Here is a 17,515-nt window from a genome sequence, read left to right as displayed (position 1 = left end):
TGACCAAATGGACAGCTTTTTCAGGGAAGGAAAATCATGCTCGAAGTGATGATTAACAATCAAATCGTCAGTATTCCTACAATATCTGCCGATATGATGCTACTGACTTATCTCAGAGAACACCGTGCATTAAAAGGCACTAAAGAAGGCTGTGCCAGTGGCGATTGTGGCGCATGTACCGTGGTCATGGTTGACCAAGACGAACACCAAGCGCTGCGTTATCGTCAGATCAATGCATGCATTACCCCGTTACATGCGGTACACGGAAAACAGATCATTACCGTAGAATATCTGAAACAAGGGGAACAACTTCACCCGGTACAGCAAGCCGTCATCAATCGGCATGGTAGTCAATGTGGGTTCTGCACCCCCGGTTTTGTGATGTCACTCTATGCGCTTTCAAAACAGGGCAACCGACCAGAGAACCCCGCTGATTTTCTGGCTGGCAACCTCTGCCGCTGTACCGGATACGGACCGCTTATTCAAGCCGCCCATGATATCGTTCAGACTAACGCTCCCGATCCCCTTGATGCTGAACAACATTCGGTCCAACATTGGATGGCACAAGTCCCACCACTCCAGTCTGAACACTATTTCATGCCGGAGACTCGTCAGGCGTTGGCTCAGTTACGTCAAACGCATCCCACGGCAAAATTAATTGCCGGAGGGACCGACCTCTCTTTAGAAGTAACACAGCGGTATCAGTCTCTCCCTCTGTTGATCGATGTTTCCAAAGTCGATGATATGCTTACCATCACTGAAACCCGTGATGGCTGGCGATTGGGCGCTGCAGTCCCGATGTATCGTGTCCATCAGTTTATGCAGCAGCATTTCCCGTCAACCGATGAGGTAATTGAACGCTTAGGAAGTATAACCATCCGTCATCGCGCCACTTTAGGCGGCAGCCTCGGCCATGCTTCACCTATCGGTGATATTGCGCCTTTGCTGATCAGCTTAAATGGTCTGATTGAGGTTGATGACGGCAAACAGCGCATTCGATATGCGCCCGAAGACTATATAACCGGTTATCGTCAGACTCGGTTGCAAGCAGATCAATGGATCAGTGCCATCTATCTGCCCAAAATAGCCCGACAGCAACGCCATGCGATCTATAAAGTCAGCAAACGTTATGAGGACGATATTGCCACCGTTGTGCTCGCTTTAAATTTCACGTTTGATGTTCATCAACATATCAGTCACTGTATTATCGCAGCCGGTGGCGTTGCGGAAAAATCGGTGCGCCTGACGGCATTAGAAACCCCATTCATCGGCCAGCCCTTGACTCAGTCGCTGGTCCGTGACGTTCAGGCACGGGTTCCTCAAGTTATCCATCCACTGAGCGATATTCGCGGTTCGGCGCAATACCGGATTCATCTGGTGCAAAACCTGCTTCAACGCTATTTTCTGGAAAATCAAAATATTGTAGTGCGACAGGAACAGCCCGAACATCGATATCCCCCAATTAAAACGAGGTTGACTTATCATGCGTAAACTTATCAGTCAGCCTTATACAACACAGCAGCCTCACTCCTCTCAACATCGATCAGACGTCGTCGGTCTGTCCCTACAGCATGAAAGTGCTGAGAAGCAGGTTTCGGGAGAGGCACTATTTGTCGATGATTATCCGGAACCACAAGGCTGCTTACATGGCGCATTGATCACCAGTACCATCGCCAAAGGCACCATCAAACATCTCGATCTGTCTGAAGTACAACAGTCTCCGGGAGTCATTCGTGTTATCACCTATCACGATATTCCGGGCCATAATGAAATTGGCACAATTCATAAAGGTGATCCGCTGTTATGTCAGCATGAAATCCGCTATTTTTGTCAACCCATTGCCTTTGTCATCGCAGAAAGCCACCAACTCGCTTGCCAGGCTGCACAAAAAGCATTGATTGACTATGAAGAAACCAGCGAACCAGTGATCTCGTATCAACAAGCATCACAACAGGCTCATTTACTCCCACCTCATCAGATGGGTGTCTACCAAGGACAGACGTTTTTAGCGAATCCCATTAACTCGGTAAACATTGGTGCTGCTTACCAAGGACAGACACTTTTAAAGCCCGCAACAGACACCGTAAATATCAGCGGTACGCTGGCGATAGGCGGACAAGAGCATTTTTATCTGGAGGGACAAATCAGTCTTGCCGAGTTGACTGAGGACGGCGGCATTTTTATCCGATCATCAACCCAGCACCCAACCGAAGTGCAAAATTTAATTGCTGAAGTGCTGAATATTCCTTTCAATCATGTCACAGTGGATATGCGCCGCATGGGGGGTGGATTCGGTGGCAAAGAAACTCAAGCCGCAGCATGGGCTTGTCTTGCCAGTCTGGGGGCAAAGCTCACCCACAAAGCGGTTAAATTCAGGCTCCCGCGCGCAATTGACATGTCAACAACCGGTAAACGCCATCCCTTTTTTAATCGTTATGAACTAACGACAACTGACGATGGGGAAATTCTGGCAGCGAATATCGAAGTCAATGGATTATGCGGTCATTCAGCCGACTTGTCTGATGCCATTGTTGATCGCGCGATGTTCCATGCCGACAACGCTTATTTTCTCGGTCAGGCCTGCATCCTTGGCAATCGCCTCAAAACAGATACCGTCTCACATACAGCATTTCGAGGGTTTGGCGGACCACAAGGAATGCTGGTGATTGAAAAAGCGATGCAAGACTTAGCAATCACATTACAGCAAGATCCGCTCGATCTGCGCCTCAAGAATCTGTACCGCTCGGGGAAATCCGTCACACCTTATGGGATGGAAGTCGAACAAACCGCTGAACTTTATGATGTATTGACCCGATTAGAAACATCTTGTGATTACCGTCAGCGACGTCAGGAAATCCACACATGGAACCAACATCATCCGGTGCTCAAAAAAGGCTTAGCGCTGACGCCAGTCAAATTTGGTATCTCTTTTACAGCAACACACCTCAATCAAGCAGGTGCGCTCATCCATATTTATACCGATGGAACGGTGCAGGTGTCGCATGGGGGGACTGAAATGGGCCAAGGACTCCATACAAAAATCCAACAAATTGTCGCTCAGACATTCGGCATTCCCACCGACTGGATCTTAGTAACATCGACGAGAACCGATAAAGTACCGAATACTTCACCAACAGCGGCTTCTTCAGGGGCCGACCTCAACGGCATGGCTGCACATAACGCGGCCATCACTCTCAAAGAGCGACTGCTCGACTTTGCGGTAAACCACAACGAGTGTCTGTCCTCGCAATCTACACCTGAGATTAAAGATGGCATACTCTATCTCGATACCGCAGAAATTGAATGGGCCACCTTAATTCAGCAGGCTTATTTAAATCGAGTGTCCCTGTCTGCAACTGGCTATTACAGTACCCCTAAAATTGGTTATGACCGATCACAGGCTTGTGGGCGTCCCTTTTTCTATTTTGCCATCGGTGCTTCCTGCTCGGAGGTGATGATCGATACACTCACCGGAGAAATGACCGTCGAGCAAGTGGATATCTTGCATGATGTTGGCAGTAGCTTGAATCCAGCCATTGATATTGGACAGATTGAAGGGGGGTATATTCAGGGATTAGGCTGGCTGACGACAGAAGAACTCGTCTGGAATGATCGAGGACATCTGGTTAGTCATAGTCCGATGAATTATAAAATTCCAAGCATCTGTGATTATCCGAAGCAGATGAATATTGAACTCTACGACGTTCCCAATCCAGAACATAGTATTTACCGTTCTAAAGCAGTCGGTGAACCGCCTTTTATGCATGCAATCAGCACTTGGTGTGCGATTTATGATGCTGTTGCCGCAATTTCTGAACATCAGTTCATTCCTGATCTGGACACCCCAGCCACAGGCGAAAGAATACTCATGGCTTGCCAACAACAATATCAATGGCTGACACAGCATGCGCAGTCAACCATGGTAGACCATGAAGCAGACAGCGAGGGATAAAGATGACTGTCCATTCATCCCAATCATCCGTTTATACATCTCTGTGTTCTTCGATGCACTGGTTGGATGCCTGTCATATGTTGCACCAACAAGGCAGCGATTACTGTCTGGCAACCATTGTTGCAACAGTCGGGTCAGCGCCACGCGGTTGTGGAACCAAAATGGTCATAACGGCACAAGGACAGTATGACTCTCTCGGGGGCGGAAATTTAGAGCATCAAGTCATCGAAACAGCCAGAACCGAGCTGCAACGTCGCTGTCAGCAACCCAATCAAGATCCGACAGTGTCGATCGAACGATATAGCCTGACCGCTGATCTGCAACAGTGTTGTGGCGGAGCGGTTCAGGTCTTGTTTGAATATTTCAATACGCAACAACCACATGTGGCCATTTTTGGTGCGGGTCATATTGGGCAAGCTCTGGCCCCTATCATCAATAAGTTACAATGTCACGAAACTGTTTTTGATGCTCGCCCAAACTGGCTGATACCACTGACTGAACAAGGGATTTCAACGCAATGCTTTGACTCCGCTGAAACCGTGATCGCATCGTTACTCCCCCACACGCATCTGGTGATCATGACTCACGACCATCGTTTAGATTATGACTTAACCCGGCTGGCTCTGGAAAGACAGTGCTTTCCATATATTGGTCTCATTGGCTCAGAAGGTAAAAAACAGCGTTTCACCTATCGGCTCACAGAACAGCTAAGTCAGCCTGAACTTGTTTCTCAGTTAACCTGCCCAATCGGACATCCCGATATCAAAGGCAAACGACCAATGCAAGTGGCACTTTCGATTGCCGCGCAGCTGAGTATGCTTTTTGAACGACATGAGGCACCAGTTCAGAGCCAAGCCGATATCAATGCAGCTTCAGCCGATTCAACTCAAGACAAGCAACAACAACTCTGGCAACAAGCCAATGGATTGCTTAAAAAAATGTCCAAATCTCCCTATCAATAAGGAAAGAGATGAACGCTACAACGCAAACGATTCATTTAAGTCAGCTTCAATTAGCTCAAATCTGTACCAGTACATCATGGCAACGACTTATGCTAGCTGATATGCCGAGCCTCAATTATGCGGCATTGTGCCGAAGTGCTGATGTCGCATTTGCACAACTTTCAGAATCTGACTGGCTGGAGGCATTTGCTGGTCATCCGATGATTGGTGATCTTGACACGTTACAGAAGAAATATAATCAGGGAAAACATCTTAGTGAACAAGAACAAGGGAACATCAAACAGGCATCAAAAGCTGTACTGCACGATCTTTTGTATTACAATCAGGCCTATCTAAAAAAATTCGGTTTCATTTTTATTATTTGTGCGAGTCAACACTCGGCAGAACAGGTCTTGGAACAGATAAAGGCAAGAATCAAAAATAATCGCAGCGATGAGTTAATGAATGCGGCCAGAGAGCAGCAGAAAATCAGTCGCCTGCGTATGGAGTCTTATCAATGAGTACATTAAGTTGTCATATTCTCGATACCGGCTCCGGTATGCCTGCTGCCCATGTCCCTGTGACGCTGTATCGTTATCAGACCGAAAAACCACTTGCATCGGCAACAACCGATGCCGATGGTCGTATTCGTTTTGAAGATATCACTTTATCATCCAACAACTATACACTCTCATTTGATGTAGCATCTTATTGTGAAAATGCCTTTGGTCAGGCATTCTTCCCCCAAATAGATGTACATTTTCATGTGACGGAACAAAAGCATTACCACATTCCATTACTACTCTCGCCCTACGCCTATTCAACCTATCGTGGAAGTTAAGAGTAAAGTATGCAGAAAACATTTCACCGGGGCGAGATTTTGCACTTCCCCAAGAGGACATACAGTCCTGAACAAAATTACCAGTATCTGAGTGACGGTATTCTCGTTATCGAACAAGGGAAAATTGTTGACCTACTCGATGCTGATGTTTTTTTTCAGCATCACCAAATTGCCCCTGAACAAGTAGAAACCCATGCAGGACTATTGATTCCGGGAATGATTGATAGCCATGTTCACTATCCTCAAATGGAAATGATCGCCAGCTATGGTCGCCAGCTCCTCGAATGGCTCAATGACTATACATTCCCTGTCGAAACAAAGTATGCCGACGCCTCCTATGCGGCACTGCAAGCTGACGCTTTTCTTCAACAACTTTTTGCTCACGGCACGACCACTGCCAGTGTCTTCGCAACGGTCCATTCTCAATCCGTCGATGCATTCTTTACTGCTGCGGCAAGTTATCAGGCCCGAATGATTTGCGGCAAAGTGTTGATGGATCGCCATAGCCCTGAGAATCTATGTGATACTGCTGATTCAGGCTATCGTGAGAGTAAAGCGTTACTAGAAAAATGGCATCATCAGGAGCGTGCGCTGTACGCGATTACGCCTCGATTTGCACCAACAAGCACACCGGAACAACTGGCGTTAGCAGGACAGTTGGCACAAGAGCATCCAGATGCTTTCATTCAGACACACTTAAGTGAAAATACCGACGAAATTCACTGGGTCAAAAACCTATTCCCGGATGCCCAAGATTACTTGGATGTTTATGAACGTTATGGATTAGTGCGTGACAAAGCATTATTCGGCCACGGGATTCACCTTGAACCCAGAGAATACCAATCACTGGCTCGCAACCATAGCAGTGTAATCTTCTGCCCGACCTCCAATCTCTTTATCGGCAGTGGTTTATTCCCCTATTTTACCGTCAAAGAGCATGAGATACCGGTTGCCATTGCCAGTGATGTCGGGGGCGGTACCAGCCTTAATCTACTGGTGAATCAGGCTGAGGCTTACAAAATTCTGCAATTACAGCACCAAAACCTCAACCCTTTTGAATCATTATACTTATGTACTCAAGGGGCTGCTGTCGCAATGCAGTTGGATCACCAGATTGGTAATTTAAATCCCGGAACAGAAGCTGACTTTATTGAACTCGATGTCAACGGCACACCAATGTTAAAACAACGTATGGCACAAGCAAAAACATTAGAAGAGAAGCTGTTTGCTTTAATTATGCTGGCCGATGAACGCGTCATCCGGCAGACCTACGTGAATGGCCGACAGGTTTATTGTCGCCCATAGACTGCGGAAATTTCGGGACGTCAGTATGAGTCCCGAAATCTATCAAAGATAGCAGATAAACCAATCAGTTATCCTCGATGACATTGAATATTATCTGGTAAGTTTTTGGCTTTTAACGATAAGCGTTGTTGATCCAATCGAACAATACCCAGTGTTCCCCCTGCATGTTTAGGAATATATTGTTTAAGATTCAACATCGCTTCCCATTCAGGATGCGTCAGGTTATCAACCTTCAACTCATTCGCCTCAAGGATCAACTTATCTCCTTTCACTTTCCAACGACCATTCCCAGCAACAGAGTATGACACTTCGATAGGCTGCCCTGCTAAACGGGCAATCAGTGTTCCTTTGGTTTCATACTTATGGGATGCAAGATAATGTTCCTGAGTGGTTAAATTTAACTGATACAATGGCTGGCGAAGAGATGCTGAGCAATCCCACGTCCCCCGTAATAAAGACTCATTGTCAGCAGCTTGAGTTGCTACCGAAAATCCGATGAATAAACAGCAACATAGCAAATAAAAATAACGCATCATAATCTTCACTTTATTTGAACAAGTGTTCGAATCATAACTAATTTTAAGCCAAAAGTGTCAGCATCAGGTCGAAACTGTTCCAAGGACAGACGCTTTTAGTGCTTCATTCATAACAAGAGTCGTGATCAAGGGGACGTTATAAGACCGTTATAAGGACAGGCACTTGAAACAGGCCAAATTATTCAATTTGTCACTTGTAATTCAGGCAAGAACCATGCATCTTTAGGCAAATTAAATATTTGATAAAAAAAGGATAGTCTAAGTGAATATATCCAAAGCCCTATCATTCACCAGCATGATTTTATTAAGTGGTTCTGCAATGGCATCGGTCACAATTGATCTTCCAGAAGCGGTTGATGTTCTGGTAGCCAATGGTGGTAAAGCAGACATATCAAGTGGTGGTTTTTTTAGCTCACAAAGAAAACTACAACTGGAAGATGGATTACAACAGATTGTCTTTCGTTATGAGCCTTTCTTTCAAGAAGGCAAAGACAATATCGGCGTCGAAAGTGATGTGACAATTGCAGTATTTAATGCATCTGATGCAGAACTGACGCTTCAAGTTCCTCAATACAGAAGTTCGCGTGAAGCTCGTGAACATATCAGCCAGATGCAATGGTCATTCACCAATCAAGACGGGCAAAAAATCCCTGTCACGCAGGACAAATTGCTCAAAGATGGTATCCAATTCGGACGTAACTACTATACTGAAGTGTCTGTTTACAATCAGTCTGGCAAAGTGGCATCCGTTCCTGAGTACGCGCCTCAATCAGGACTATCGGCCAAGACGATTCCGGCTCGCTCGCTTAAATCTTCTTCTCAAACCAAGGCTTCAGCCTCCACAGCGGAAACAATGTTGCATTACTGGTATGAACAAGCAGATGCAAAAACTCGGTCTCGTTTTAAACAATTTATCAACCAGCAATGATTTTCTTACAACGCATCGCTGACTCTTCAGTTCTATAGAGAACACATTTGACCGATCTGTAAAATGCCACCGTCTCTGCATCAGGACGGTGGCATTTGTTTTATTGAATAAACCAATTTTTTAGACAAACCATCATTCATTATTCGATATCATACTATCAGCAGATAATGGCATTGCGATGCAACGTGTTATTTTCGCGACTCAACCACTCAAATGTGAAGTCACTTCAAACCCCATGATTGCTATTCTTCGATGATCATCACTAAACTGGTATAAAAGATCACGTGATGGCAAGATACCGATTATAAAAGCAAGCCATGCTATAAAAACAGAAGAAACACATATTGCTAAGTAGATAGACAGATCATAAGGATAAGCAACATGAAACCGATAACATCCGCAGTCGCTTTATGCCTACTGATTGGCATAGCGGGGTGTCAGAGTACACCTGATCAAACATCATCGGATAATCCAACCAACCAACAATCCCAGTCTTATGCACTGTTTACTGATATTCAAACCACTTATAAGCAATGGGATCACACACTCACGGATGTTGCAGCACTCGAAATCTATTCCGAATCTCATTACAGTAAGCTACAAGATGCATGGAAAGATGCTCAATCGTTATATCAGGAAATTCAGTCCGATCCATCACGTACCACCAAAAGCGTGTCAATTTTCTCCAGTCAAACTTATGCAGATAAATTCAATCAGTATATTGACACTATCGAGCAGCAGTTAAACCAACTTCGGATCTTCAAAGAAAAAGCGGACCATTTCCTTGCCGATGCAATTGCTGAGATGGATTACTTAACGAAGATCGATGCAAAGCAGTATGATGGCAGCGCATATAAACGAGTGAATCAGCTATATCATGAGCTATTTGAATATGTTGCTGAAGATAAACTAGAAAAGGCACAGACCAAACAAGTGGCGTTTCTAAACATATCTCGAAGCCTTGAAGTGAAGGTGATGCGCCTCAAATATGTCCAACCACTACAGAAAAAACTCACATTATTAAAACAGGAAGACTTTAACGAGGTAGCCCCTATCACGTTTGCGAAAGCCAACCACCAGCTCCAATTGGTTGAGGCTACGGTTCAGTCCAATCCCCGGGATATTACAGCGATAGAAAAAGCAGCACAGTCCGGTGAATTTGAAATCGCTCACCTAGAACAAGTCACACACATGGTGAAACAATTACGCAGTATTGAAGATGGTCAATTCGAACCGATTGTTCTTGAGATCGAAAACAAACTCTTAGCTATTTCACAAGCTATCAATCACTCGGACTACCGGGATCAAGTGCTAAGAGAACAGACGAATCGTATTCTGGAAAGTGTCGCAGCCCTTCAACAACTTGCACAAACACAACAAGAAAACTGGCAGGCCAAAAACACCGCACAACAGCAAAACAATCAGAAGCTACAAACCGCACTGACAGAAGCCTATCAGCAGCAGCAAGCACTACAAAAGCAATTGCTTCAAGAACAAGCGCATGTGAAAAATTTAGAAACGTTGATGACACAATTAAAATTACAGCCATCATCAAAAACCGCGCCCCAACCAGAGCAAAACAAATTAGGGGGAGAAGTCAACAAAACCCAAACCACCCAGCAGGTGGATCCTAAAAATTCACAAGCACAGTAATAAAATAACTGTCCACACTCTCCATTGATTTTGAATAATGTCGATAACAGGGATGACAAATTGGTCATCCCTGATCATCTTACGGGGGACTGATCATCTTACGGGGGACAGGCATCTTATGGGGACGGGGACAGACGTTTTAAGGCAGACGTTTAAGGTAATGCGTTCCTCCTGAGGACAGACATTAAGTATGTCATTCTTTATTAACATTAAAATTACACCGAAAAAAATGACATGACTCGTATCATGAGAGTCATATTCTTCCCCACAATTCGTTCATTCGACATACTTCCAGCTCAATTCATCAATGCGGTTTTTCTTATGACTATCCCCAGAACACAGTTGGTTTCTCCTGATATCACAGCCTACTATCACTGCGTGTCACGTTGTGTCCGACGAGCCTTCTTATGCGGAGAAGATCAATTGACCGGAAAGTCCTACGAACATCGACGTGGCTGGGTCGAACAACGTATTTTGGCATTAGCTGAAGTATTCTGTATAGACATCTGCGCCTATGCAGTAATGAGCAACCATTATCATCTGGTCGTTCATATTAACCGAAAAAAAGCAGCATCATTATCGAACAGAGAAGTCATCATACGCTGGGGAAAGGCGCATCAGTTACCACCATTGATCTTGAAATATCTAAAAAATCAGGTTACCAATTCTGAAATTCAAACCTGTCGAAAAATCATCCATCTTTGGCGAGAACGACTTTATTCTCTAAGCTGGTTAATGAAAGAACTCAACTTCAGTATTGCTAAACAAGCAAATCAGGAAGATCAGTGTCGCGGACACTTCTGGGAAGGTCGATTTAAATCTCAGGCTTTACTGGATGAAAAAGCACTGCTGGCAGCAATGGCTTATACAGATCTCAATCCGGTCCGGGCAGGTATCGCTAAAACACCTGAAACTTCAGAATATACATCGCTCAAGAGACGACTTACGTTACTGAATACCGATCAAGCTCCACGTTCAAGACTCTTTCCATTTGTGGGTGAGTCTTCCCAGAAAAAATCTGATGGTATCCCATTTCGCCTGATTGATTATATTGAGTGTGTTGATTGGCTTGGACGACAAGTTCGAGAAGGAAAACCGGGCCATATTGACAACAAACAACCAAACATTCTCATTCGATTATCTGCCAGTCATCCCGACAGCTTCGACTTATGTACCCGACTGGAACGCAAACGATATTTATGGGTTGGTTCATCGAAGCAACTTCAAATCGTGAAACATCGATTGAATCGGCAACGTTTACATGGATTATCCATCTAAATAGTAGCCAAATAGCGATTCAACTTTCATATAACATCAATTCTAAGCCAGTCGCCACTGCGCTTTTAGAGCCTTCAAGCCTCATTCTATCATCCAGCGCCCTTATTCCATCTCAGAACCTCGCTCAATAGCTCCTCCCATGAAGAACTGATCGGGACTTAAAATATCGGACTTAAAATATCTGTCCTCATAACACAGACGTGTGTCCTCATAATTAAAACGCCTGTCCTTATGTGAATGTGATGAATACGCCACTTGTGACTTACCAACGCTTGTGGCAGATTAACCACTCAAATATGTCTGAGATACACGTTGTTTATTCACTTTACTTACCAGGTCTCCCGTCCTTTATGAAAAAGCTTTCAAAACAATGGTTGTTATTCGGTATCATTTCACTCTTGGTTCTCTCAGTGGGTATTACTTACTGGTGGCGACAACCGGAGCCTCAACCGGCTTACGCAACACAAACTGTGAAAAGAGGCCACATTGAAAATAATGTTCTTGCGAATGGGATGTTACAAGCGTCCAAATTAGTCAGTGTCGGTGCTCAAGTCTCCGGACAGATTGTGACTTTACCCGTCAAGCTCGGCGAGCAGGTCAAGAAAGGACAGCTCATCGCACAAATCGATAGTCTGACACAACAAAATAGTCTCAAAGAATCCCTCGCTTCTCTTGCGAGTTTAAAAGCACAATATCGCGCTAAACAAGCACAAATCCGCCAAGCACGACTGGCCTATAACCGCCAAAAAGCGATGCTGGCAGACAATGCCAGCTCCAAAGCCGATTATGAATTAGCTGAATCGAACCTTGCCGTCTATCAAGCCGAGCTGGATCAACTGAGAGCCGGCATTGAGCAAGCTGAAATCAATGTTGATTCAGCGAAAGTTGATCTGGGTTATACAACCATTTCAGCACCGATGGACGGCACTGTTGTCTATACCGCAGTAGAAGTCGGCCAAACGGTGAATGCCAATCAGACAACCCCCACCATTGTTGAATTGGCAAACCTAAACCAGATGACAGTAAAAGCTGAAATATCCGAAGCTGACATCATCCATGTTCATGCAGGTCAACCGGTATACTTTACCATTCTAGGTCAGCCAAACCATCGTTATCACGCGACTTTACGTGCCATAGAACCCGGTCCGACAGTGATGGACGGTGACGACAGTGATATGACGTCGAACGATTCAGAAGCAATTTATTATAACGGTTTGTTTGATATTGATAATCCAGATGGTGTGCTACGTATCGGTATGACGGCACAAGTAACGATTGTCCTCAATCAATCTGATAATGCGTTGATTATTCCCTCTCAAATCATACGCCCCAGTGACGATGATCCAAACAGTTCTCAAGTCCCGGTATTGGTGAAAGGCCAAATCGAATTTCGGAATGTCACGATCGGCATTAACAATAAGGTGAGGGCGGAAGTTCTCAGTGGTCTGAACGAAGGCGATAAAGTGATTCTCAGTTTACCAAGTGGTGATTCATATACCCCCCGCCGTTTCCGTCGCTCAACGGGGATGTAGTACATGAAAGATGCATTACTCCATTTGTCTGGTGTCTCTCGCAGTTTTCCTGCCGGAGAACAGACATTGACGGTTTTGAAAGACATCGATCTCACGATTGAGCGCGGTGAAATGGTCGCAATTGTCGGAACCTCCGGTTCGGGGAAATCGACACTCATGAATATTCTTGGTTGTCTCGATAAACCCTCACAAGGGAACTACCTCATCAACGGGCAAGATACCTCGACAATGCGGGGGGATGATCTGGCTCAACTCCGCCGGGAACATTTTGGGTTTATCTTCCAACGCTATCATTTGTTGGGTGATTTAACTGCGGTCGATAATGTTGAAGTTCCCTCCGTTTACGCTGGGAAAGCGCGCAAAAATCGTCGAGAGCGATCCAATCAACTGTTAACTCGTCTTGGATTGGGTGATCGTTTAGACCACAAACCCAGTCAGCTCAGCGGTGGACAACAGCAACGGGTCAGTGTCGCTCGGGCACTGATAAATGGTGGCGATGTCATCTTAGCGGACGAACCTACTGGGGCTTTGGATAGTCACAGCGGTGAAGAGATGCTCAAGCTATTGCAAGAACTGCATCAAGATGGACACACAATTATCATCGTTACCCATGATATGCACGTTGCACAATTCGCCGACCGCATCATTGAAATTAAAGATGGTGAAATCATTCGTGATCAACAGCATCACACACAGCGACATCAGACACAGCGGCAACCGCCATCTCCACAGGTTCAACGTTGGTTCAACTGGGATCGTTACATCGAAGCGTTCAAAATGGCTCTGCTTGCCATGTCGAGCCATCGACTCCGAACGTTTTTGACTATGCTGGGAATTATTATCGGCATTGCATCGGTCGTATCGGTTGTTGCCTTAGGTACCGGCTCACGACAAGCGATTCTGAAAAATATCAGTTCCATGGGTACCAACACCATCGATATTCGGCCGGGAAGCGGATTCGGTGATCGGCGAGCCAACCGAATCAGAACACTCAGTGCCAGTGATGGTGATGCACTGAAAATGCTGCCTTTTGTCGATAGCGTGACCCCATCAATTAGTAGTAGTGTCACCATTCGCTATACCAATCAGGCCGTGACAGCCAGTGTTGAAGGGGTCGGGCCTGAATATTTCCGTGTCAGAGGTTACGAAATTGCAACCGGACAATACTGGGATAGCAACAGTGTTCAGTCATTAGCACAGGAAGCGGTGATTGATAACAATACAAAACAGTCACTGTTTCCACGGAGCGACCCAATCGGTCAAGTCATTTTTCTCAATACATTACCCGTGCGAATCATCGGTGTAACCCAACCGAGAGAAAGTGCATTCGGCAATAATGATTCATTAAGAGTCTGGGTTCCCTATACCACCGTCTCTGGTCGGATGCTTGGTCGCCCCCATCTGGATCGGCTCACGGTTAGAATCAACGATTCAGCACCCAGTCAAGCTGCTGAACAAGCAATCATCGCACTGCTGAAAATGCGTCACGGTACGCAGGATTTCTTTACAATTAACACGGATACCATCCGCCAGAATATTGAAAAAACAACCGCAACGATGACCCTGCTCATTTCAGCTATTGCTGTCATCTCGCTGATTGTCGGTGGTATCGGTGTCATGAACATTATGCTGGTTTCCGTCACGGAAAGAACCCGGGAAATCGGTGTACGTATGGCAGTCGGGGCGAGGCAGAGTGACATCTTACGCCAGTTTCTGATTGAAGCCGTGCTGGTTTGCCTCTGCGGTGGTGTATTAGGTATTTCACTCGCCTTCCTGATAGGCGTGATATTTTCGTATAGTGGTGGAGGTGGCAACTTCCAGATGATTTATTCCACAACATCCATTATCACCGCATTTCTCTGCTCGACACTCATCGGGGTGCTGTTCGGATTTTTACCTGCACGTAATGCGGCACGTCTGGATCCAATCGAAGCACTGGCAAGGGATTAATGACTAATGAATTCAACCATGATCAAACCATTGTTTCACCTTGCGATATCAACCCTGCTGCTATCGGGTTGTTCCTCGCTCACTCACACCAAGTTCACACCGCCACAAGTAGAGGTTCCGGCGGCATGGCAAACACAGCAAGTCACCGATCAGGTCAGTATTAACCCATGGTGGGAACGGTTTAACGATCCGGTGCTCAATCGACTCATTCAACAGATGTTGCGCATCAATAATGATCTAGCGCTGGCAACACTGACACTACAAAAAGCACGTCTGGAAGCCGGACTAAGTGAAACGGAACAATATCCTGAATTATCATCCACACTTGCCGCTTCACACTCGAAGCGGTTGGATTCAGGCAACCATAGTAAAAATTACTCAGCCAACCTTTCTGTTCGCTATGAATTAGATCTATGGGGACGGGTCGCTTCATCCGTCAATGCGGCCCAATGGACCGCCATTGCCAGTGCCGCAGACAGAGAAAGTACCGCACAAAGCCTCGCCTCAACGACAGCTTCACTCTATTGGCAAATTGGTTACCTAAAAGAACGGGCTGCACTCAGTGACAAGAGTATCGCTTACGCCCAACAAATTCTGGCGCTGGCGCAACGCCAATATCACAGTGGTGCCGTTTCTGAACTGGATGTTCTGGAAGCCAAACGTAGCTTAGCCGGGCAACAAGCCGCCCATAGTGACTTGCTGCAATCGTTGACCGAAGCAGAAAATGCGCTGGCAATTCTCTTCAATCAACCACCGAAACAAGATGAATTACAGATTCAGTCGCTCCCCAACGGGCCTATTCCCGAGGTGGTTGCGGGCGTTCCGGCCGATCTGTTGATCAGACGCCCCGATGTCAAAGCTGCACTCTATGAACTAAAATCAGCGTTGGCGACCAGCGATGCAACCGTTGCCGGATACTTACCGACGCTGACGCTGACCAGCTCTGTCGGAGATACGTCTTCACAATTGCGCCATCTCTTGACCGACCCTCTCGGCACACTGGGGGCAGAGATCATCCTGCCATTTTTACAATGGAATAAAATGTCCCTGAACCGAAAGATCGCACAAACCAATTATCAGACGGCACTTGTGAACTATCGCCAGACTCTCTATACCGCAATGAAGGATGTTGATAATGCACTCTCAGCAAAACAGCACTATCAGTATCAAGGGTTCAGACTCAAAGAGCAGTATGATGCAGCCACAGCGGCAGAACAGATTTATGCCAGCCAGTATCATCATGGTGCCGTGAGTATCCGGGACTGGTTAGATGCACAAGAAAACCAGCGTAATGCGCAGGAATCGTTACTGGAGAACCGTTATAACCAGTATCACATTCAGGCCACGTTATATCAGGCGTTGGGGGGAAGCGATATCGCACCCCCGTTAACAGCGCCCAATTCTTAACGCTTCAGTATCACGAGAATCAGCACACAACAAAGCGGCCGGTACTATCCGGCTGCTGTGTTAAACTCAAGGTTTAGTATTCAAAGCTCAGACGGTTGATATCTCAGATATCGCCCACTCACCCAAGCCACTTCATTTCTGAATTGAATCATCGCCCAGCCACGAGAAAAACGATAAACATAAATGTTCTCACCGTATTGCAACTGACCGACCGGCCGACCATCCAGTAAATTATCACCACGTACATTTAACCGTTTTGCCGTCACCACATAGTTGCCAGCGCCTCGGTAAAGTTTTTTCCGATTCACTTTGTGAGCAGATTGGTTCGACTGAAGCTGGTGATGAGCGCTTTTCTGAACATGATGACATGTCTGTCCTTTCAAACAGCTATTGGCTTGAGCGGTGAGTGTGAAAGACAACCCCATACAGCACAACATTATTATTTTCATAGGTTTTTTCATCATTTTTTCATACTTTCTTTCATACTTTTCATATACGACCTTGCAGCATGACCCAACTGAAAATGACCGCATTGACGTATATTCTATACACAACTGATTTCAAGATACAGTTGTCGCATAACAATGACGCATCCTAATTCAGGATATGAATGATTTGGTTGATAATCACCCACAACTTTTGGCTGAATAACAACGAGCCAGAAAATAGAAATTGAGGTTAGGTACAATGAGAATCGATATGATGTCGTATGTCAGAGACTACACTTTAAAACGATGAATGATCTGGTTGGCACTCCCCCGCCATAGCAACTCCGGATCGTACTGTTCTTGCTCAAATTTCCCGTCGATCAGCACATCAACCATATCGACAATCACACGCTGCGCCTCTGACAGTTCATTGAGCGTGTAACCCGTCCACATCCAGATGTCCTTACCGGGACACTCATCTTTCACTCTCTTCACGAGTTGCTCAATAGCTTTTAAATTAGCAGGATGAAGCGGATCGCCACCAGATAGCGACAGTCCGCGCCGATAAATCCGAGTATCTTGTAAATCGGCAATAATCTGGTCTTCCAACTCTTGTGTAAATGGATGACCAGAGCTAGGGGACCATGTACATTGGTTATAACAGCCCCGACATTGATGTTCACAGCCTGAAACGAATAGGGTACAGCGCGTACCCTCTCCGTTCACCACATCAACCTGATGATATTGATGATAATTCATAGCAG

At 45.7% G+C, this 17,515-nt stretch carries 15 protein-coding genes; 12 read left to right on the top strand and 3 right to left on the bottom strand.

Features of this window, described 5'->3' with window-relative positions:
- Nucleotides 1-36 precede the first annotated feature (36 nt).
- From xdhA to guaD, 6 genes are read left to right on the top strand one after another with little or no spacing between them, the layout of a single operon-like run.
- Nucleotides 37-1,491 (top strand): xanthine dehydrogenase small subunit, encoded by a 1,455-nt coding sequence (gene xdhA / locus BSQ33_RS17135; RefSeq protein ID WP_088134763.1) that lies wholly within the window; start codon nt 37-39, stop codon nt 1,489-1,491.
- Complete coding sequence (gene xdhB / locus BSQ33_RS17130; protein ID WP_088134762.1) at nt 1,484-3,952, top strand: xanthine dehydrogenase molybdopterin binding subunit; 2,469 nt, start codon at nt 1,484-1,486, stop codon at nt 3,950-3,952. Before xdhA ends, xdhB begins: the two co-directional genes overlap by 8 nt.
- A 2-nt stretch (nt 3,953-3,954) precedes the next feature.
- Complete coding sequence (gene xdhC / locus BSQ33_RS17125) at nt 3,955-4,914, top strand: xanthine dehydrogenase accessory protein XdhC (protein ID WP_232472019.1); 960 nt, start codon at nt 3,955-3,957, stop codon at nt 4,912-4,914.
- 8 nt (nt 4,915-4,922) lie between these two features.
- On the top strand, nt 4,923-5,414 hold the full coding sequence (locus BSQ33_RS17120; RefSeq protein WP_021019246.1) for a 2-oxo-4-hydroxy-4-carboxy-5-ureidoimidazoline decarboxylase: 492 nt from the start codon (nt 4,923-4,925) through the stop codon (nt 5,412-5,414).
- Nucleotides 5,411-5,734: a hydroxyisourate hydrolase gene (gene uraH, locus BSQ33_RS17115; RefSeq protein WP_088134761.1), complete on the top strand. Its 324-nt coding sequence runs from the start codon at nt 5,411-5,413 to the stop codon at nt 5,732-5,734. Before BSQ33_RS17120 ends, uraH begins: the two co-directional genes overlap by 4 nt.
- Before the next feature lie 9 nt (nt 5,735-5,743).
- A complete protein-coding gene (gene guaD / locus BSQ33_RS17110; RefSeq protein ID WP_088134760.1) occupies nt 5,744-7,039 on the top strand; it encodes a guanine deaminase in 1,296 nt (431 codons plus the stop codon).
- 68 nt (nt 7,040-7,107) lie between these two features.
- Here the strand turns inward: guaD and BSQ33_RS17105 are convergent, their stop codons facing one another.
- Entirely contained in the window at nt 7,108-7,575 is a 468-nt protein-coding gene (locus tag BSQ33_RS17105) for a hypothetical protein (RefSeq protein WP_157721424.1), read from the bottom strand.
- Between the two features lie 262 nt (nt 7,576-7,837).
- Between BSQ33_RS17105 and BSQ33_RS17100 the strand changes: the two genes are divergently transcribed.
- From BSQ33_RS17100 to BSQ33_RS17075, 6 genes are all read left to right on the top strand, one after another.
- Nucleotides 7,838-8,503: a DUF2057 family protein gene (locus BSQ33_RS17100; protein WP_021019243.1), complete on the top strand. Its 666-nt coding sequence runs from the start codon at nt 7,838-7,840 to the stop codon at nt 8,501-8,503.
- A 381-nt stretch (nt 8,504-8,884) separates the two neighbouring features.
- Nucleotides 8,885-10,156, top strand: a complete 1,272-nt coding sequence (locus tag BSQ33_RS17095; RefSeq protein ID WP_088134758.1) for a hypothetical protein — start codon at nt 8,885-8,887, stop codon at nt 10,154-10,156.
- Between the two features lie 321 nt (nt 10,157-10,477).
- Nucleotides 10,478-11,434: a transposase gene (locus BSQ33_RS17090; RefSeq protein ID WP_088134757.1), complete on the top strand. Its 957-nt coding sequence runs from the start codon at nt 10,478-10,480 to the stop codon at nt 11,432-11,434.
- 350 nt (nt 11,435-11,784) lie between these two features.
- Complete coding sequence (locus BSQ33_RS17085) at nt 11,785-12,966, top strand: efflux RND transporter periplasmic adaptor subunit (RefSeq protein ID WP_088135287.1); 1,182 nt, start codon at nt 11,785-11,787, stop codon at nt 12,964-12,966.
- A 3-nt stretch (nt 12,967-12,969) separates the two neighbouring features.
- Nucleotides 12,970-14,916, top strand: coding sequence for a MacB family efflux pump subunit (locus BSQ33_RS17080; protein ID WP_021019240.1), 1,947 nt, complete (start codon nt 12,970-12,972; stop codon nt 14,914-14,916).
- 6 nt (nt 14,917-14,922) lie between these two features.
- Nucleotides 14,923-16,323, top strand: coding sequence for an efflux transporter outer membrane subunit (locus BSQ33_RS17075; protein ID WP_088134756.1), 1,401 nt, complete (start codon nt 14,923-14,925; stop codon nt 16,321-16,323).
- A gap of 80 nt (nt 16,324-16,403) precedes the next feature.
- On the opposite strand, the gene BSQ33_RS17070 is transcribed toward BSQ33_RS17075, so the two are convergent.
- Complete coding sequence (locus BSQ33_RS17070; protein ID WP_141650665.1) at nt 16,404-16,772, bottom strand: SH3 domain-containing protein; 369 nt, start codon at nt 16,770-16,772, stop codon at nt 16,404-16,406.
- Between the two features lie 270 nt (nt 16,773-17,042).
- A complete protein-coding gene (gene nrdG, locus BSQ33_RS17065) occupies nt 17,043-17,510 on the bottom strand; it encodes an anaerobic ribonucleoside-triphosphate reductase-activating protein (RefSeq protein WP_088134755.1) in 468 nt (155 codons plus the stop codon).
- Nucleotides 17,511-17,515: the final 5 nt, after the last annotated feature.

Source organism: Vibrio gazogenes (assembly GCF_002196515.1).
In the GTDB taxonomy this organism is placed as follows: Bacteria; Pseudomonadota; Gammaproteobacteria; order Enterobacterales; family Vibrionaceae; genus Vibrio; species Vibrio gazogenes_A.
Note: the sequence above shows the minus strand (reverse complement) of the source record. Positions and strands in the feature narration are given on the sequence as shown.